This is a genomic window from Sphingobacterium sp. 18053 (assembly GCF_902706145.1).
GTDB lineage: Bacteria > Bacteroidota > Bacteroidia > Sphingobacteriales > Sphingobacteriaceae > Sphingobacterium > Sphingobacterium paramultivorum.
The window spans coordinates 227830-246895 of sequence record NZ_CACSJW010000009.1 but is presented as its reverse complement, the minus strand read 5'-3'; the positions used below and the strand labels follow the sequence as shown (position 1 = coordinate 246895).

21 protein-coding genes and 2 tRNA genes are annotated in these 19066 nt (G+C 37.6%); 14 read left to right on the top strand and 9 right to left on the bottom strand.

All coding sequences use genetic code 11. The features are described from left to right. Window positions 1-14: 14 nt before the first annotated feature. Window positions 15-3317 (bottom strand): TonB-dependent receptor, encoded by a 3303-nt coding sequence (locus GVK91_RS21385; RefSeq protein WP_227550086.1) that lies wholly within the window; start codon window positions 3315-3317, stop codon window positions 15-17. 431 nt (window positions 3318-3748) lie between these two features. Here GVK91_RS21385 and mqnC point away from each other — a divergent pair, with 431 nt between their 5' ends. The 3 genes from mqnC to GVK91_RS27405 all read left to right on the top strand — a co-directional run bounded on the left by mqnC (window position 3749) and on the right by GVK91_RS27405 (window position 5758). Then, a complete protein-coding gene (gene mqnC / locus GVK91_RS21380; protein ID WP_075994034.1) occupies window positions 3749-4873 on the top strand; it encodes a cyclic dehypoxanthinyl futalosine synthase in 1125 nt (374 codons plus the stop codon). Between the two features lie 9 nt (window positions 4874-4882). After that, window positions 4883-5443 carry an SMC-Scp complex subunit ScpB gene (scpB, locus tag GVK91_RS21375; protein WP_153844768.1) on the top strand — a complete coding sequence of 187 codons (561 nt, stop codon included), beginning with the start codon at window positions 4883-4885 and terminating at the stop codon, window positions 5441-5443. Between the two features lie 153 nt (window positions 5444-5596). After that, window positions 5597-5758, top strand: a complete 162-nt coding sequence (locus GVK91_RS27405; RefSeq protein WP_167450446.1) for a hypothetical protein — start codon at window positions 5597-5599, stop codon at window positions 5756-5758. A gap of 87 nt (window positions 5759-5845) precedes the next feature. Here the strand turns inward: GVK91_RS27405 and trxA are convergent, their stop codons facing one another. The 3 genes from trxA to GVK91_RS21360 are packed head-to-tail and all read right to left on the bottom strand — an operon-like array spanning window position 5846 to window position 7730. Further along, complete coding sequence (trxA, locus tag GVK91_RS21370) at window positions 5846-6142, bottom strand: thioredoxin (protein WP_153846864.1); 297 nt, start codon at window positions 6140-6142, stop codon at window positions 5846-5848. Next, the gene (locus GVK91_RS21365) at window positions 6142-6873 is read right to left on the bottom strand and encodes a rhodanese-like domain-containing protein (RefSeq protein WP_159731249.1); all 732 of its coding nucleotides are present in this window, start codon (window positions 6871-6873) and stop codon (window positions 6142-6144) included. The genes trxA and GVK91_RS21365 overlap by 1 nt, the downstream gene beginning before the upstream one ends. Window positions 6874-6881: 8 nt before the next feature. Then, window positions 6882-7730: a glycoside hydrolase family 25 protein gene (locus tag GVK91_RS21360; protein WP_145331182.1), complete on the bottom strand. Its 849-nt coding sequence runs from the start codon at window positions 7728-7730 to the stop codon at window positions 6882-6884. A 67-nt stretch (window positions 7731-7797) separates the two neighbouring features. Here GVK91_RS21360 and GVK91_RS21355 point away from each other — a divergent pair, with 67 nt between their 5' ends. The 7 genes from GVK91_RS21355 to GVK91_RS21330 all read left to right on the top strand — a co-directional run bounded on the left by GVK91_RS21355 (window position 7798) and on the right by GVK91_RS21330 (window position 11472). Continuing rightward, the gene (locus tag GVK91_RS21355) at window positions 7798-8682 is read left to right on the top strand and encodes a bestrophin family protein (RefSeq protein WP_153846862.1); all 885 of its coding nucleotides are present in this window, start codon (window positions 7798-7800) and stop codon (window positions 8680-8682) included. Window positions 8683-8777: 95 nt separating this feature from the next. Then, window positions 8778-8862, top strand: a tRNA-Ser gene (locus GVK91_RS21350). A 264-nt stretch (window positions 8863-9126) separates the two neighbouring features. Further along, window positions 9127-10023: an alpha/beta fold hydrolase gene (locus GVK91_RS21345; protein ID WP_153846861.1), complete on the top strand. Its 897-nt coding sequence runs from the start codon at window positions 9127-9129 to the stop codon at window positions 10021-10023. 4 nt (window positions 10024-10027) lie between these two features. Next, a complete protein-coding gene (locus tag GVK91_RS27540) occupies window positions 10028-10231 on the top strand; it encodes an RNA polymerase sigma factor (protein WP_235032972.1) in 204 nt (67 codons plus the stop codon). Further along, the gene (locus GVK91_RS21340) at window positions 10152-10526 is read left to right on the top strand and encodes an RNA polymerase sigma factor (protein ID WP_235032975.1); all 375 of its coding nucleotides are present in this window, start codon (window positions 10152-10154) and stop codon (window positions 10524-10526) included. Before GVK91_RS27540 ends, GVK91_RS21340 begins: the two co-directional genes overlap by 80 nt. Further along, complete coding sequence (locus tag GVK91_RS21335) at window positions 10513-11109, top strand: hypothetical protein (RefSeq protein WP_159731247.1); 597 nt, start codon at window positions 10513-10515, stop codon at window positions 11107-11109. Before GVK91_RS21340 ends, GVK91_RS21335 begins: the two co-directional genes overlap by 14 nt. 278 nt (window positions 11110-11387) lie before the next feature. After that, window positions 11388-11472: transfer RNA gene (locus GVK91_RS21330), tRNA-Ser, on the top strand. 65 nt (window positions 11473-11537) lie between these two features. Here the strand turns inward: GVK91_RS21330 and GVK91_RS21325 are convergent. After that, window positions 11538-12428, bottom strand: a complete 891-nt coding sequence (locus GVK91_RS21325; protein ID WP_153846858.1) for a winged helix-turn-helix domain-containing protein — start codon at window positions 12426-12428, stop codon at window positions 11538-11540. Window positions 12429-12602: 174 nt separating this feature from the next. Here GVK91_RS21325 and GVK91_RS21320 point away from each other — a divergent pair, with 174 nt between their 5' ends. Both GVK91_RS21320 and GVK91_RS21315 read left to right on the top strand, forming a co-directional pair. Next, window positions 12603-13145 (top strand): hypothetical protein, encoded by a 543-nt coding sequence (locus tag GVK91_RS21320; RefSeq protein WP_153846857.1) that lies wholly within the window; start codon window positions 12603-12605, stop codon window positions 13143-13145. Window positions 13146-13526: 381 nt separating this feature from the next. After that, on the top strand, window positions 13527-14003 hold the full coding sequence (locus GVK91_RS21315) for a biopolymer transporter ExbD (RefSeq protein ID WP_153846856.1): 477 nt from the start codon (window positions 13527-13529) through the stop codon (window positions 14001-14003). A gap of 186 nt (window positions 14004-14189) precedes the next feature. On the opposite strand, the gene GVK91_RS21310 is transcribed toward GVK91_RS21315, so the two are convergent. Next, a complete protein-coding gene (locus GVK91_RS21310) occupies window positions 14190-14756 on the bottom strand; it encodes a hypothetical protein (protein WP_159731245.1) in 567 nt (188 codons plus the stop codon). A gap of 167 nt (window positions 14757-14923) precedes the next feature. Here GVK91_RS21310 and GVK91_RS21305 point away from each other — a divergent pair, with 167 nt between their 5' ends. Further along, on the top strand, window positions 14924-15337 hold the full coding sequence (locus tag GVK91_RS21305; RefSeq protein WP_228280120.1) for a group III truncated hemoglobin: 414 nt from the start codon (window positions 14924-14926) through the stop codon (window positions 15335-15337). 109 nt (window positions 15338-15446) lie between these two features. On the opposite strand, the gene GVK91_RS21300 is transcribed toward GVK91_RS21305, so the two are convergent. The 3 genes from GVK91_RS21300 to fbaA form a co-directional block, all read right to left on the bottom strand. Beyond that, a complete protein-coding gene (locus GVK91_RS21300; RefSeq protein WP_227550237.1) occupies window positions 15447-16115 on the bottom strand; it encodes a sterol desaturase family protein in 669 nt (222 codons plus the stop codon). Window positions 16116-16348: 233 nt separating this feature from the next. Next, window positions 16349-17023, bottom strand: coding sequence for a head GIN domain-containing protein (locus tag GVK91_RS21295; protein ID WP_153846854.1), 675 nt, complete (start codon window positions 17021-17023; stop codon window positions 16349-16351). A 135-nt stretch (window positions 17024-17158) separates the two neighbouring features. After that, window positions 17159-18238, bottom strand: coding sequence for a class II fructose-bisphosphate aldolase (gene fbaA / locus GVK91_RS21290; protein ID WP_153846853.1), 1080 nt, complete (start codon window positions 18236-18238; stop codon window positions 17159-17161). Window positions 18239-18563: 325 nt separating this feature from the next. Between fbaA and GVK91_RS21285 the strand changes: the two genes are divergently transcribed. Continuing rightward, window positions 18564-18911 carry an ArsC family reductase gene (locus tag GVK91_RS21285; protein ID WP_153846852.1) on the top strand — a complete coding sequence of 116 codons (348 nt, stop codon included), beginning with the start codon at window positions 18564-18566 and terminating at the stop codon, window positions 18909-18911. Window positions 18912-19066 lie beyond the last annotated feature (155 nt).

Genomic DNA, 19066 nt, shown 5'->3' with positions numbered 1-19066 from the left:
AAATCACTAAACCCTTAAAATCCTAGACTAACACCCAACATATATTGACGAGCCTGTGGATACACACCAAAGTCTACACCCAAGGCTGGGTAAGTCGATGGAGTAGCCGTAACTTCTGGATCAAGCCCCTCATATTTAGTAATTGTAAACAGATTTGTTACCCCCACATAAGCACGGAGTTTCTTGATACCGGTATTATTACCAAAAACCCGATTGGTATCGAAGTTATAGCCAACTTGAAGGTTTTTCAGTTTCAAGAAACTTGCATCCTGTACATAGTAGCTCGAAGAAGCATACTCATAAGGTGAAGCATTTCTAACTTGAGAAGGGATCATGCTACCGCTATTCGTTGGACTCCATTCATCCAATACGCGCGTACTTTTTTGACCTCTAAACACACCAAAATCTGTAAAATACCGCGTAGCTTCATAGTTTTGATTACCCTTTGAGCCATAGAAGTAGGCCATAAAATCAAAGTTTTTATAAGCCGCATTGATATTGAATGAATACACAAAATCAGGATGTGGGCTACCTATAACGGTACGGTCACTTGCATCAATTTTGCCATCACCATTGACATCCTCAAATTTAAGTCCACCAGCTCTCGACTTTCCATCCTCATATTTAGCGACACTCGCATTGTTGATATCTGCTTCCGAATAAATACCAATTACTTTATAGCCATAGAAAGCACCAAGAGGTTCTCCAGGTTTTAAGATGGAGGTTTCCATACTTCTAAAACTACCGTACACTTGTTGGGTTACTGATGGTGCCAAAGAAACAATCTTGTTCACGTTACGTGAAATAGTAGCGGACAGATCCAATTTAAATGCACTTTCTTGACGTCTACCGTAATGATAATTCAATGAAAACTCGATACCTTTATTTTGCATATCACCAATATTTACATAAGGCGATCCGGCCCGGCCTGCGGCAACAGCAGGTAAAGGCAACAGGTACAGCATGTCTTTCGTCTTTTTATTGTACCAATCGAAAGATCCATCAAAATCACCTTGTGCGAGGGTAAAATCCACCCCAATATTTAATGCGGATACTTGTTCCCATTTCACGTCCGGATTACTGTAGGCATTGTGCCACATACCGGAAGTCAAACTTCCGTCAATAGGATATGAGGATGAATTAATAGCGACCTGATAGCGATTCAGATATTGATTGGCTGGAATACGTTGGTTCCCCGTCACACCATAACCAGCTCTGATTTTTAGATCCGAGATCCATGAAACACCTTTCATGAACTCTTCCTCCGACAAGCGCCAAGCTGCACTCGCTCCAGGGAATGTTCCATATTTATTGTTCGGCCCAAAATTAGAAGAACCGTCACGACGCACTGTTGCACTTAAGATATACCGATCTTTGTAGGAATAATCCACCTTTCCAAACACCGAAAACAAGGAACCTACAGAACCGCTACCTTCACTGACGCGACCGGTTGAAGCGGCATCCAAGTAAAGGTAATCAAGCGATGACATTGTAAAAAAGCCATTTCCTTTTCCTCTTATCTGCCTATTTCTATTCTGAATAGCTTCCGTACCAGCGAGAATGCTCAACGTATGCGCCTCATTAAATGTTTTTTTATAATTTAAAGTATTTGTCCAAGTCCATTCTTTATTCAGTCCAAAAAATTCATTAATTCCGTTGTTAAAACTTCCTTCTGTAAACTCAGGGTTTGGATAGGTATAAGATACACCATTGTAGTTTTCATACTTCATACCAAAACTGCTACGGAAGGTTAATCCTGAGACAATATCAAATTCCCCAAAGACATTCCCGAAAAACATATTGCTCTTATTTTTATTATCCTTGGCACGATAGGCGATAGCAACAGGATTTTCGCCATTACCATACTGTCCGCCAACAGATCCTGCAAAATTTCCGCCCTCATCATATACAGGAATGATATTATGAATACGATACGCAAAACCTAAAGCACTACCTTCACCGATATAGTCCCCGGCAGTATTGGTATTTACCCCCATACCAAATCCTTCCGTAAAACTATATTGCATATTTTCGCCGAAACGTAGTTTATTATTAAAGGCAGAGAAGCGTGTGTTTGAACGAAGATTATATTTTTCAAAACCGGTATGAATAATCGTTCCTTTTTGTTTCAGATAACCGCCCGAAATCGCATAGGAAGCATCTTCACCACCTCCTAAAACGCTAAGTTGGTGCGACTGAGTAGGCGCATTTTGGGATAAAGCATCAAACCAGTTGGTTCCGGCCTTATTTGCTTTAGTAATTTGATAAAAATCGCTTCGGCTACTCGCATCGTACTTATATTTTGACATATCCACGTCTGCGGCTGTAATCACATCTTTCCCGCCCACTTTAGGTCCAGCAATAAGGTAATCAGGCATCACATTGTTTGTGCCGTCCAATCTGTTTTCAATATCCAATGTTTGTTGTGGAGACAACATTTTTGGAAAACGCCCACTGTTTGGAACCTGCACACCATAATAAGAGTCAAGGCTAAATTGAGGTTTTCCACTTTTACCGATTTTTGTGGTAATGATGACAACACCATTATTTGCACGTGAACCGTAAATTGAAGCTGCTGATGCATCTTTTAAGACCTGCATCGTCTCAATATCATTTTGATTCAACCAGCTTAACTTTCCTTCATAAGGCACTCCATCAATAATGTAAAGCGGCTCGTTGTTGTTGATCGTACTGTAACCACGAATTTTGATCTGTGGTGTAGAACCAGGGGCACCATCGACTACGATCTGAACACCTGTTGCCCGCCCTTGCAACGCCTCAACAGCACTCGCAGCCGGGGTAGTTTTCAATTCCTTCACATTGACAACGGCAACAGCACCAGTTAAATCTTTCTTACGCTGTGCCGAATAACCTGTGACAACAACCTCTTCCAAGGCATCTTCTGAACCGCTTAAGGAAATTGAAAGATCAGCTTTCGAAGAAACAGTAACTTCAGTACTTTTGTACCCAATATAACTGATAATCAACACATCGCCCACTTTTGCTTGAATGGTAAATGCACCATTCTCGCCGGTTGACGTCCCGTTACTGCTCCCCTTGACTTTCACAGATACACCAGTAATACCTTGACCTGTAGCAGCATCCTTCACGACCCCCTTGATAGGTGTCTGTTGTACGCTCCTTGTTTTGATTAATGAAACGACTTCAACTTTGCCATGGCTAGTTAATCCACTGGCAAATCCATGAGTGGTCATTCCTCCCCCAATGAGAAGAGAACTCATAATCAGAAACCTCTTATTGAACTTTTGGCCCAATATGAGATCAAAACAGCAATTTTTGTCCGTTTTTTTCATCATAATTTTACTAAATAGGTGGTTTAAAAAAATTTATGTTTACGCTTTAGTTGTTTTAGTTGATATTGGTTATTATTTAAGTTTTTGGTCATTTTTTTAGGTCTGACGACAACAATGCTATATTATTGGCAGATTCAGGCCCCTTGGTTATTCATTTTTTTCTAATTTGGTTATTTTTCCAGAAATGTTAAAATCTGTTAAATAAATGTAAAGAATAATAAATGTAAAAAAAAAGGAAAAATCTTAATTAATTCACAAAGCGCTATAAATCAAGTTATTGTATTTTATACACTAAGTTACAATGCAATACTATTGTTACACAAGTACATCCTTTTGTTTTTTATATCCGGAACGTTTCCCAAAATTCAATATGCATTGTCAAATATTCCGCAAATAGGTCCAAATAAGCTAAAAGCTCCTTATATTTGTTGTTGATGAATGTAAGTAATTTATTAGAACGGGCGCTCCGATTTGAGTTCCTATCCAAGGAAGAGGGTGTTTTTTTATATCAAAACGCACCTACAGCTGATTTGACTTTCGTAGCCAATGAATTGCGTAAGATACAAGTGCCACATGGTAAAGTAACCTGGCAGATCGACAGAAATGTCAATACCACCAATGTGTGTATTGCAAATTGCAAATTTTGCAATTTTTTCCGTCGCCCTGGTCATGAAGATAGCTACATTACCGATATTGAAAGCTACAAACAAAAGATAGAGGAAACTTTTAAATACGGTGGCGACCAACTGCTGCTGCAAGGTGGCCATCACCCGGATTTAGGTATTGAGTTTTACAAAAACCTTTACAAGCAATTAAAGGAACTTTATCCTACGCTAAAACTACATTCTCTCGGCCCACCTGAAATTGCGCATATTTCCAAGTTGGAGAACATGAGCCATATTGAAGTTTTGACACAATTGAAAGAAGCAGGACTAGACTCGCTACCTGGAGCGGGGGCTGAAATTCTCAATGATCGTGTGAGACGGCTTATATCAAAAGGAAAATGCGGTGGTAAAGAATGGTTAGATGTTATGCGGGCAGCCCATAAAATCAATCTACCAACTTCTGCCACCATGATGTTTGGTCATATCGAAACGATAGAAGAACGTTTTGAACATTTGGTGTGGATTCGCGAAGTACAGGATGAAAAACCTCAGGAATCCCATGGATTTATTGCGTTCATCCCTTGGCCTTTCCAAGATGATGGCACCTTATTGAAAAGACTGCGCGGTATTACCAATAATGTAACGAGCGAAGAATATATCCGCATGATTGCCTTAAGCCGCATTATGCTTCCTAATATTAAAAATATACAAGCTTCCTGGCTCACCGTCGGAAAGCGCACAGCGCAATTATGTCTGCACGCTGGAGCGAACGATTTCGGCTCAATTATGATCGAAGAAAATGTTGTTTCGGCAGCTGGTGCACCACATCGGTTTACGTCAAAATCTATACAGGAAGCTATTTTGGAAGCTGGATTCAGCCCACAACTACGAACTCAAAAGTATGAGTTTCGCGAACTACCAGCCCATATGGTCGAACAGGTCATTAACTATTAATACGATACATTGAAAGACGTCATAAGAAATATTGAAGCAATTATATTTGCTTCTGCGGAAGGAATAGATCTTGCCGATATCAAACAGATTTTGCAGGAAGCCTTAGCCATCGAAGTATCCATGGAAGAGCTACGTGACTTGATTAAAAAAATTGAAACGAAGTACCAGGACGAAGACTATGTACTCGAATTACGCTATATCAACAACGCCTATCAGTTTTTGACAAAAGCTGTTTATCATGAATCGATACAACAGCTCCAAAATCACAATAACAAGCGAAAACTAAGTCAATCAGCACTAGAAACGCTCGCAATCATTGCCTACAGACAACCGATAACAAAATTAGAAGTGGAGCAGATTAGAGGTGTCAGCTGTGATTACTCTATTCAACGGTTACTGGAAAAGAAGTTAATCAAAATTGCTGGAAAAGCAGATAGTATCGGAAAACCATTACTTTATGCAACAAGCCAGCAGTTCATGGATCACTTCGGAATCAATGGTGTGAGAGATCTCCCTCAATTGAAAGACATCGTTACCGAGGACAATGCGATTGGCGAAACAAATGAATAAATAAAATAAAATAAATTTTTATTTTCAAAATACAATTCAACATACTGATTAACAGAAAAATAAAGCTTAATATTTTTTTAAAAAAAAGTTTTAAAAAATAGTTTTCTTCTCTAATTTTACAACATTGAATAAGAAACAATAAAGTATTATTTTATGAACACGGCAACTTTAGCTAACGAAGATCTTGAAGAAGTAAAATTCGCATCTTTCAACGGTCCTGATGACGATGATGATGATTTCGATGATGATTTCGATTTACCTGAAATCGACTCGATTGGAGGATTGGATGACTTCGATGATGACGATGAATTTTAATATTTTAGTGCGATATAACACTACCTATTAAAACACCAGAGTATCATTAAAAAATAAGGCGTTCAATTTGATTGAACGCCTTATTTTTTACTTTACTTGATCGATCAATTTATGTAATTCCATCTTGGGAATCATTCCGCTTTGTCGCCATACCTGTTGGCCATTTTTGAACAACACGAAAGTAGGCACGCCACTTACCTTATAAATCGAAGCAATTTTTGGATTCTTATCCACGTCAATCTTAATGATAGACAAATCATCTTGATAAAATTCCTTTACATCCTGTAAAACCGGCGCCATAGTCTGGCAGGGACCGCACCACGTCGCAAAAAAATCCACCAAAACCAGCGAATTTGATTGAATAATCTGGTCAAAAGTAGCCATTATTGATTCTCCTTTACTTCTTCTTGCAATGCCTTATACCCACCTTGGATATTGCATATATGTTTAAATCCTTTAGCACTCAAAATAGATACAGCTACTGCACTCCTATAACCTGATTGACAGTGTACATACAGCTGTTGATTGTCTTTTTTAAGCGTAGAACCAAAATTAACGAAATCTGTTAATGGAATATTCATTGCATTGTAAATATGTCCATTACCAAATTCTTTATCTGTTCTTACATCCACAATATGACCTTGATCTGATCTTTTCATGAATTCCCCTGCACTGATATTACTCAACGAGACTACATCTTCGCCACTTTTCCAAGTTTCAATGCCGCCTTCTAAAACCCCAATAATATGGGTATAACCTAACTTTAATAAATGATGATAAACCGTATCTTGACTATCTATGTCTGTAATCAATAAAAGCTTTTGGGCTTTATTGGGAAACACGTGCGCCAAAAAGTGATCAAAAGGACCTTTAAAGCCTATATTTATTGATTTAGGTACAAATCCTTGTAGGAATATATCGCCAGGTCGCGCATCAAGAACTTGGATAGCTGTTTCACGACGCAATTTTTTAAATTCTTTCAACGTTAGTCGTGGTAAATCTGAAGCGGGTTGCGACATCTCGACCTGATGACTCTTCGATTCCGCATGTAATTGCATTTGACCATTAAACAGTACTAAACAAACCCCACATAATGTGATAAAAACTCTACGCATATATTTTACTATTTAAAAGGAATAAGCAGCTTTTCCAATTCCTCAATTTTACCATTGTATATATTTAAGTCCACATTGCCCTGAATCCCTCTGACAGTACCTTTTTCAGAAAATTGCCAAAAAGCCCAATGGTCTTTGGGGTTCTCAACCCAAAAGTTATAATTTGCAATCCACAACGTATAAGCTGCAAATTCCTTTTCCAAAAAGTCACTATAAAACTTATCTCCGGAGTAAAGAATGGGTTTTACTTTGTAGTGGGCTTCGACTTCTTCAAGCCAACGTTTTAGCCCAACTTTCAAGCTATCCATAGATTGTTGTTTTGGATGCTCCTCAATATCCAAGACCGGCGGAAGATCGCCAGACTGTAGTTTAACCTTCCGAATAAAATTCTTCGCTTGCTTGACCGAGTTCTCATTGGGTCTAAAATAATGGTAGGCGCCTCTCAAAACTGCCCTATTTTCCGTTTTACTCCAATTTCGACTAAACTTATCATCAATTCCTTTTTCACCCATTGTCGCCCTGATAAACACAAAATCTATCGGAAAATGATCATTGATTGTGCTTACCTTTTGCCAATCTATTTCTTCCTGATAGGTAGACACGTCTATGCCAAACACCTTATCATCGTGCTTGCTCATAATCTCAATATTACGAATATCATATTTAGCTTCCTTCGTCAGAGACTTGTCTTTGGAGGTAGCCACGCGAAAATAGTATATAATTCCAGCCCGATAATGCCACACAACAAGACAGAGGAAAAGCACCAGCATTCCTGCTATCATCCAAATCCACTTTGTTCCACTAACTTGACTTCCTTTTGTACTTGTTTTCTTTCTTTTTGATCGCTGTTGTGCCATAGCACGATGAAGTTACGGCAATAGCAATTAACTCGCAAAATTTTCGCAACAATTTATATTTTTGTGTATGATCGTATACAACCCCAAAGACTGGCTTTCGGCAACTTTCAAGTTGCATAAATCAGATACCTTCAAAAAGTTACTGCCATTTCTTGTTTTGATAGCGTTTTATTCCTGGATGATTGCCTTTCTTGAATTGGAATACCTCAAACTAAATGAAAAGAGCTGGGTCAAAAACATTACCATTGTCCACAACCTACTCGGTTTTGTTATATCGCTTTTACTGGTATTCCGAACAAACACGGCCTATGACCGCTGGTGGGAAGCCAGAAAACAATGGGGTACATTGACCAATGTTAGTAGAGCCTTTTCGTACAAACTAAATGCCATGCTGGATGTAGATGACAAAGTGAATCGTAGTTTTTTCAGAAAGGCAATCCCCCTATTCGCAGAAACACTATACGATTTTTTAAGATCGGATTACACGAAGTTTATGCTCGACGAAAACGAACACCCTGAGTTAAAGGCTTTGGATAATAAAAAACATGGTCCGAACCAAGTCTCTACCATGATCTTCCACAAAATCAATGATCTATATAAAGAAGGAACTATAACTGGCGATCAGCTTATTATCCTTAATGAGGAAATTATTACCATGACACATGTTTGTGGAGCTTGTGAGCGTATTAAAAACACCCCAATACCATTAGCATATAGTGCATTTATCAAGAAGTTCATTATCTTCTATACCATGACCCTTCCAGTAGGTTACGTTTTTTCCATCGGTTACTTTGTTGTGATTGCTGTACCATTCATCTTATATGTTTTAGCATCTCTTGAGTTAATTGGCGAGTCCATTGAAGAGCCATTTGGTATCGACCAGGACGATTTACCGATCGACAAAATTGCGGCCAACATCAGGAAACACTGCCATGAGATTATCCCTGCATAGACTTTTTTAAAAACAATCTAGCTCATTTTCAAACGCTAAGACTAGCTATAGAAAATAAGTTTTGTAAATCTATTCGAAATTTCTACTTTTGTCGCGGAGAGTTGGCAGAGTGGTCGAATGCGGCGGTCTTGAAAACCGTTAACTGTCACAGGTTCGGGGGTTCGAATCCCTCACTCTCCGCAGAAAAAGCCTTTCAGAAATGAAAGGCTTTTTGCTTTTGCCCCTTTATTCTCCCCCATCAAAAGATCAATTTTCTTATAGTACCATTCCATTCGAATTATCAGAGCGTTACCTACAAGAAAACAACATTTCACACAACTCTTCTTTGCCACATGCACTCTTTTTCACTTTTTTCATTCTTTTATGTAATAATCTGTAATTCATAACATCTAATAAGCAGAATATTCTAGAAAACCATAATTACTAATTTTAAATTCAATTCTTATGAAAACTATTGTTCTTCGTATCAATAAAGATCTACCGAACTATTTATGCCATTTCACCAAAGTCGCTATTTCAATACTTTTACTTATGATTTACGGATCGGTATTTGCACAAAAAAAATATGATTTTCAGGTCAGTATCTATGGAAAAGGAACACCAATCATTCTTATTCCAGGATATAGCTGTAGTGGAACCGTATGGACAGAAACTGTAAATCACCTAAAAGACAAATACGAATGTCACGTGCTTACACTTCCTGGCTTCGCAGGACAAGCAGCTATTAAAGAAGCATTGCTTGAGACTATGCGCAATGAAATCATAGCATATACAGAGGTAAAAAAAATGCAAAATCCGATTCTTCTAGGTCATAGTTTAGGTGGCTTTTTGAGTCTCTGGATCGCAAGCACCGCACCTTCGCTATTTCAAAAAGTTATTGTTGTGGACGGAGTACCGTTCTACCCGGGCATGCAGAACCCAAATACAAGTGTAGAGGAAGTAAAAAAGTTTGTCGATAAAGATGCACTTATCGCACAATTTACTTCGATGGGAGACCAACAACTTAGTGCCTATGCTAACAATATAGCACGACAGCTGGTAACCGATTCTATAAAAGCCAAAACAATAGCCGAATGGCAAGTACAGAGCGATAGAGTTACATTAGCATCTGCTTTTTATGAAATGATGACGACGGATATCCGTCAGGATCTTGCTAAAATTACCATCCCCGTTTTGGTACTAGGTAGTAAGTACGAAACGCTGGAAAAATCACAACAGATTCTTTCCGAACAATATAAGTATGTGAAAAAGCTAACTTTACACAATACCAACAGTAAGCATTTTATTATGTATGATCAGCCAATATGGTTTTTTAAAGAACTAGATACATTTTTAAAATAACCCGATGACCAACAAAGAAAACTTTGAGATTATTTACAAAGAATATGCGCCGGCCATCCGCAAGTTATGCCTCAGTTATACCGGAGACCGAGATAATGCAGAAGATTTAATCCAAGAGACCTACCTTCATTACTGTATGGAAAAAACTCGACAGTTTTCGCAACGATGCCAAATTAAGCACCTGGATCTACAGAATAGCGATCAATAATTGCTTGACGAGTATGCGAAAAAAACATCAACATTTAAAAAAAATAACCGACACAAGCTGCATCGATATACCAGAGGATTCATCGAATGAAAAAATACAGCAGATTGATCTGCTGTACAAATGTATCAGCAAGCTAAAAGAAGCTGATAGAGTACTGATCACATTGGTATTAGATGAAAAACCTTATGAGCAAATAGCAGAAATTACGGGAATTACAGAGAATAATCTCCGTGTAAAAATCCATAGAATTAAAAAGGAATTAACCGAAATTTTCCATAAATATGCAAGACTTTAACGATTTACAACATCTTTGGAAACAGGATAGCAAACAAAATATCTTGTCCCCAAAACACCTGAATAAGGCCAAAAACTTTCGTCAAGAATTAATAAGGAAAGAAATAGGCGGTGCTGTTTTATTGCTTGCAACAGGATTAATTATTCTTACTCTGGCATATTTCCTTGATTTTAGGCATAAAACGCTCGCATTGTACACATCGATGTTTATCGTATCCTTCCTTTGTTTTATACAGGCATACTTAATGTTGACTACTGCACGTAAAGTCAAAAAGATCAACGAAGTAGCTTTACCTACTAAACATTTACAACAGTGGCAACAGTTTGATTCCTTTCGAAAGAAAAGAATTCATTGGAACATGCCGATTTATCATCTACTTCTCGGTATAGCGATCTCGATCTATCTTCGGGAAATCCTAGCGGGTGCTAGTTTCCACTATTATTTACTGACTTACCTTCCAACCTATAGCTGGATTCTATTTTCCTACTTTTATCTGGGCAAAAGACAACTCGCTAAAATTGATCGATCAATCAACGAAGTTATTTTTGAATTACAGGAGTTAGAACGACAGTTCGGGAATTGAAAAATCGGATTATATATGCTCCTAAAAAATACATTCATGGTTACATTTTTAATTGCAATAAATAAGCTAAAACAAGATTATGATCACATCTAAAGCGAACATATCGTCCACGGCAGAGCCCGCTATCTCCAATATGACATCGAAAAGTGGGTTACCCCTTAAAAATAACCAACTGGTATTCAACTACATTTCTATTTAAGAGTGCTAAAACTGCTTTTAAACAAAGAAAAATGTAAAATAAGTTTTGTAATTCTACCCAAAATTTCTACTTTTGTCGCGGAGAGTTGGCAGAGTGGTCGAATGCGGCGGTCTTGAAAACCGTTAACTGTCACAGGTTCGGGGGTTCGAATCCCTCACTCTCCGCAGAAAAAGCCTTTCAGAAATGAAAGGCTTTTTGCTTTTTAGCCCAATTTATTCCCTTACTCTTCTTAAGAACTTACCTCAAGTTTATATCCTTTACCACGTATAACCGTAATTTTGATATTCGGATCAAACTCCAATTTTTTTCTAAGTTTTGATATAAACATATCTAAACTGCGCCCAACAATAATCCCCTCATCTTCCCAAATTTCTTTTTGCAGCCGTGTTCGCGCTATCGTTTGGTTAGGAGACAAGGCGAAAATATGCAACAGACGGGTTTCCGTTCCAGTGAGATCTATGGTATTTTCATTAATGACCATTTCTCGCTCCTGCGGATTAAACAAAACGGCCCCAAAGGTTAAAATACTGTTATTTTGATCGTCTAACACAGCGCTTCGCCTCCGATCCGATTTCCAAAAAAAGAATCCAGCAAATGCTAAAAACAACAGGATACCAAGAAAATAGCTATTCGCTGCTGTATTTATCCCGCTAGGTTTAAATTTAATATTGATCATGTAACATCCTTTAGGTTGCACTCTACCTCTACAAGCAATAATATCATCTTTTTTATTATGGGAAATAGCATACCCATAAGCTACACTCGAATTGCCACAGTTGAGGACGTTAACGACATAATCACGGGCAAGAGGATCATTGACCAACAGGCGCTGAATAACACTCACCAGTGAGTCTGGTTTAAAGGTGATTTCATTCTCAAACCTGATCTGATATTCATTTTCTTGAATCTTTTCTATCGGAAGTACCCTTGATCTACTGTCTCCAGACTGCGTAAGCAGTTCATCTCCTACCCTCCTAAGCAAAACTTCTCTCCTAGCGCTATCAAAATCGTCTGTGCCAGTCATATCAAAAGCAACAAAGGCCATCGCAATAAACAAGAGTATTATGCCGCCATACAAGTACTTGCGGTTCCCTGAGAAAATATTTCGGCTTTCAGACATACGATTTACAATTTATTTACAAAGATTACATCACTATTTACAATCTAAATCCCTCTATATAAGTATCATCAAAGTATTTTTGTTACATCACTCTAAAAAAGATACGAGAGAAAAAAAGTTTGAACGGCTCTAATTTACTGGGATAAATCTAATGTTCATTAAACTTTTAAAAATATGAAAAAAATTATCTACGTATTGGTTTTACCGCTCGCTATAGGAAGCGGCTTGGCCTTTGCCAATCGCGAAATCAAAAATGAAACCTTTAAAAAAACGGCCCCGAATTCACACACTCCTACTGAAATGACCGCCGAAATGAATAAATGGGAAGCGAGCCCCAATGGTATAAAGTTCAAAAAATGGCAAGAATCTCCCGAAGGTATAAAAGTACTTGACAATGCTGCGAAAATAAAGAATCAAATAAAGAATTCTGCCAACATAGAGGCGGTTGTAACTTCTCTTTATCTTCCACTAGGTGCACAGTTAGGTTTTGGAGTGATGGTTAGGATTAATCGTGAAGACTATATTCTAAGTTTTGGTCTGGAAAATTCTAATGAATTTCAACAATTGAAAAGTCTGAAAGTAAACGACAAAATAACGATAAGGGGTCGTACCGTCATGTACGCACCTAAGTATTCGTATCCAATAGTAGCGGGCAACTATGTACAAAAAGCTAACAAAATAATTTATAAACGCATCCCTAACCAAGGCGGTTGCTGAGTAACCTTCCTACCACTCCGCAAGAAAAGCCTTTCAGCATTGAGGGGCTTTTTTGCAAACCACTAGAAAAATTTCGACAGCCTAGCAAGCGTCCTAAATTGATTGAAAGGACAAAATAACAAGTGAATTGGTCAAATCGGATCAAAAACGAACAAACTAGAACATAGCATAAAAAAAACTGATTATCAACAATTAAGAAAAAAAAATACAGAAAGTACTTGAGAAAAACCTCAGTTTTTAAAAAAAATACTGTGGAATCCATTCTTCTCTGTCATCATAATAATGAGTAACAACAAAGTGTTAACCTAAAGATGACGATCATGGCAGAATTAAATCAAAAAACGCAAGAAACGGAAAAAAAAAAAAATAAGAAGCAGAAAAATGGCTCCTAAAGTAGATTTAACAGCCATGGTAGACCTCGCATTTCTTCTCATTACATTCTTTATGTTGACCACAACATTAAATAAACCTTCTGCAATGGATATCGCCATGCCAGACAAAATTAAATCAGATGTAGAAAGTTCGGTTCTTATTGATGAAAACCGCACGGCGACTCTTATTCTAGGCGAAGGAAAATTCATGTGGTATCATGGGGATTTCAAAAAACCGATCAGCTCTTCAAAAGTACCGGTAGATATCGAGAAAGGGCTCCCAGCCGTTATTGCACAGTTAAAAGCTAAGATAAGCACCATGCCCAATACAAAGGACATGATTGTATTGATTAAGCCTAGCAAAGAAGCGCGCACAAAAGATGTTATTCAGACGATAGATCAATTGAAGGGCCAGCATATCGCACGTTACGTGATCAGTAAAACGCAAATCGAAGAAGAAAAGCAATTGCTCGCTGCACTCCAGTAACATTGATTTGATCGATATCCTATCCATGCATTGAGTCAACCTATTGAACGAGCCTTTTATAGGTAAAATCAATTAATATCATCAAAAAACGTGGAAATGCTTTCTATCTGATGAAATAGACAATAACAAGTTTACCGAAAGGTCGTATGATCGATCTTTCGGTAGATTCCAGATCCGTACCGTAAATTATCTTTTATCCAGATTGTTCCAATAACGTTCCACATTCTCTTTTACCTCAACCGGTAGGGACGCATAATTGTCTGAAAACGTTGTCTGACCATAACCATCTGCTTCCTCCGCACGGAGACGGTAAAACTTATTCTTATAAAGAACTAGTCCAATACAACTAAGCTGCTTTTGTAGATCATCCTTTGGATGCCTTGAATAGATAAATAATGCATCCAATTTACCATCCTTATCGGCATCAAAAAATGCCTTCCGAGATTCCCAAACCGACGTAACGATCCCTTCTTCGGATATCAATTCATCAGCCACAAGCTGCCACATTCCATCGATCTGCTGAAATTGTTGTACATAAAGTTTGTCGGGGTCGGCACCCCGTTCCTCTTTTGAAAACACAATATAATTATCTTCTTTTGGAGTTTGAATGCGTTCCACTTGTAACACACGCTTCCCCTTAAATGGAAAACCAGAAGATTGAAAATTTTCCTTATTGATCGAAATTGTTGTAACCTGCGCCTCAGCAGCATAAAATCCCATCGATAATAGGATTAAAAGAACGTATTTTCCCATATGTTTTTCCCTTAGTATTGAGTCAATTTACTGACAATAAAAGAGAATTACAATATTTCAACGAGACATCTTTACATCCAAGTGATGCGATTCTCTATAAATGTCACTACATTTAATCCAGACAAACATCATGAAGAAGTTTCTGATCCAGCTATAGGTCTTTATTCATGAGCTTAGATCATACGCCGATGAAACAGGATATTCAAACACTCGATGATATTAAAGTATTAGTAGATCAATTCTATACGACGATACGTAACGACACTTTGCTCGGACCTATTTTTAAAGAACGAATCCAAGACAATTGGACTATACATCTTGAAAAGATGTATAGTTTTTGGCAGACTATCCTACTGGATGAACATAGCTATTTTGGCAGCCCCTTTCCACCCCATATTAACTTGCCCATTGATGCGCAACATTTTGGTCAATGGCTCAAATTATTCGAAGCAACAGTAGATCGCCTATACAGTGGACAAAAGGCCGAAGAAGCCAAATGGCGTGCGCAGAAAATGGCACAAATGTTTCAGTTCAAACTGGAATACCTACATGCAAACCCCAACAAGAAACCATTGATCTAAAGTTAGCCTACAAAGCCCACTTGATAGCATTGTTAAATAAAAAGAAAAATTAATCCATAAAAAAAGCCCTTGGAAATTTCCAGGGCTTTTTTAGTTGATGTGATTCAATTTATGCTTTTTCTTCTTTTAAGGAAGTAGAATCTTTTTTGGGTTCCTTTTCTTCAAAACCTGAGCGTAAAATTTCATCCCATAAGGAAGAACTTACTCCAAAACCTTTTTCTGGATCCGAATAATGGTGCAACATATGGTGCTGTTTGATCCGTTTGAAAATACCGCTTTTAAAATTAGCATGGTGCATTGCATAATGACATTCATCATAGATCAAATACCCCACCATAAAACCTGAGAAGAAGCAGGCTAAGATAAACTCATTTGAAAAAAACAATGTAAAACCAAGATACACCAAAAGAGCTAGTGGAATACTCGCTGACAATGGCATCACCAAACGCATACGGTCTCTTGGGTAATCATGATGCACACCATGGAAAATAAAAGCGATGCGCTTTCCCCATTCCGTTGTCGGGTGAAAATGAAATACCCAACGATGTAATGCATATTCAAAAGCAGTCCAAAAAGCTAAACCAAAAATAAAATACCCAATGTATGTTAAAAAGGAAATCTCTCCCCAAACTAGCGCTTTATACGAAAAGAAAACAACCACGGGTACATAGAAAATCAAAGGTACACTCCAATGCACTTTCGTCAAAGACTCTAAAAAGTCATTGTTGAACATGCGCGTAGATTCCGTAGAATTTGAAACATAATTACGCTTTGCCATAATACTATTTTTATTATTCCCTCACAAAAATAAGTATTTTAAGCACAAATGAAGAAGGTTTCTGATGAGAAAAACAAAATAACTGACCTTTTTAATAAAAAGGTTAAACAACAATCATTACCCCAATTAAGCTAAACCCTTTTTATTGCATCTATTACCCTAAATTTCACTCTTTTTCGCTTTAATCAACTAAAATCTCAGCACGAGAAAATTGACAAATCCAAGACAGTTGCTTATTTAAAGTTGACTGTTCCACCGGCCATTTTCTTTTCTACACGTTGTTCTGGTTTTCCATAAACATCAATCACACCGCCACCACGTGTTTTGGTTTCGATGGAATCAGTTGCAAAAACATCCGCTTTTCCCCCGCCATTGACAGTAACTACCGTTGTGGCTGTCTTAAAGTCTTTACCTTCATATTTGCCACCAAAATTCGAAATGATCTCCTGTCTGTTTGCTTTTCCATACAAAGCGATTGTGGCACCTGAGGTCACTTTTATTTCAGCTGTTTTTACCGCTGTATAGAGATCAACCAGGCCACCTTCTGAAGCATATACTTTTAAGTGGTCAACAGCAACTGGATTATTTGTAGTTGCAAATACCTTAGCTCCTTTTTTTGCTTCCACATTGTTTAAACTCTTGTAATATACCTTCACAGAGATATCCCCCCCCTGCAGCATATTCAACGTATTCATTTTCAAAACCAAGGATCCATTTGTGTTGACCACCTTAACATTCTCGTGATTCTGTCCTTCAAACGTCACTAAGGACTCGTCCGACTTAATCAACTCCACCTGAATCTTGTCCGTCGCTACAACCGAAGAAAAATCGCCAACATTTTGCTTCACCTGCCCAAACCCCATTTGGGCAATTAATAAAAGAATTACACTGACTCCTAAAAATTTCATATTTACTTGACTTTTTATTGTTGTTCGTCAAAAAATAAGCCAATTCCTATTAAGAACAATATTTTTAACCTATTTTGACATAAAAAAGGCGCCCTTAGATATGGCGCCTTTATGATCTATTTTTTCAGCCTATGCTTATAGTTTGCTATTAACGTCTACTGCATTCAAATCAGCGAACGCTTCTTTCAGACGAGCAACAAATGTTTCTTCACCTTTACGTAACCAAACGCGTGGATCATAATATTTTTTATTTGGAGAATCAGTTCCTTCTGGGTTACCGATTTGACCTTGCAAATAATCATGGTTTTTCGCTTCATAAGCTCTTACACCATCCCAGAACGCCCATTGCATATCCGTATCAATGTTCATTTTGATCGCGCCATATGAAATCGCTTCTGCAATTTCTTCCGGAGAAGAACCAGAACCACCGTGGAATACGAAGTTTACTGGCTTTTCAGCAGTAAGATTATATTTCTCACGAATATATTCTTGTGAATTATGTAATATAACTGGTTGCAATTTCACATTACCTGGTTTGTAAACACCATGAACATTACCAAATGCAGCTGCCACTGTAAATTTGTCAGATACTTTAGACAATTCTTCAAAAGCATAGGCAACTTCTTCCGGTTGGGTATACAGTTTTGAACTATCTACATCCGAGTTGTCAACACCGTCTTCTTCACCACCTGTAACACCCAGCTCGATCTCCACAGTCATACCAAGTGGTTTCATACGCGCTAAGTATTTAGCTGAAATTTCAATATTTTCTTCAATTGGCTCTTCCGATAAATCCAACATGTGAGAAGAGAACAATGGTTTTCCGTGTTGCGCAAAGAATTTCTCGCCAGCGTCCAACAAACCGTCGATCCAAGGTAAAAGTTTCTTAGCTGCGTGATCTGTATGCAGAATAACTGCTACACCATAATGCTCAGCTAATAAATGAACATGTTGTGCTGCAGATACCGCTCCCAATACGCAAGCTTGTAAATTATCGTTGTTTAAGGTTTTACCAGCGTAGAATTGCGCTCCACCATTTGACAATTGAATAATTACAGGAGAATTTACTGCTTTCGCAGTTTCCATAACCGCATTGATAGAGTTTGTTCCGATAATGTTTACCGCAGGCAAAGCAAACTTATGTTTCTTCGCAACCTCAAACAACTCTTGTACTTGATCTCCTGTCAATACACCTTTAAAATCTTTTAGGCTCATATTTCTGTTATTGATTTATTTTAATCTTTCATTAAACTTGAAGCTACTAAATTATTAAAAATTATTATTACTTCCTAATTTTTACAGTGTACTAAATACACTATCATTTCACATGGGATATAGAATTTTAACAAATCATAAAACCCCGACTGTTCAATTGAATAGGAACTTTCCGATTACTCCTTTTTCAATGGCATTGATAACAAAATATCCACAATTGTCCTTAAATCACAGAAAAGACACCATAGAAATATTCAGAAATATGAATTATTTTAAAAATTGTATCGGGATTGATTAAATTTGGATTCACCAAATTGTCACTATTATGCTACAAGTATACGGTATCAAAAATTGTAACACAGTAAAAAAAGCACTTACATGGTTGGAAGACAATAATGTTCCCTTTCAATTTCATGACTTCAAAAAAGAAGGCGTCAGTGTAGATAAATTAAAAGAATGGGAAACACAGGTAGACTGGCAGGCTCTAGTGAATAAAAAGGGAACCACATGGAAAAAGTTATCTCCAGAAACTCAAGAGCAAGTCATTGACAGTGATAGTGCCAATAAAGTACTTCAGGAAAATACAAGCATGATTAAACGTCCTGTTATTGAATACAACAAAGGTATATTACTCGGTTTTAATGAAGCAGAGTACGTAACAAATTTAAAATAGTTCCACAAAGCTTCCCGGAATGGAGGTTCTAAAAAGCCTCCAATTATCCAAAATAAACCTTTAAGGCCCCTTTTTATCCCTTATATTATGAAACGTCGTTTGCGTTTTTTTTGGCTCAATGTACTTTTCATTGTATATTGGAGCAAATAAACATA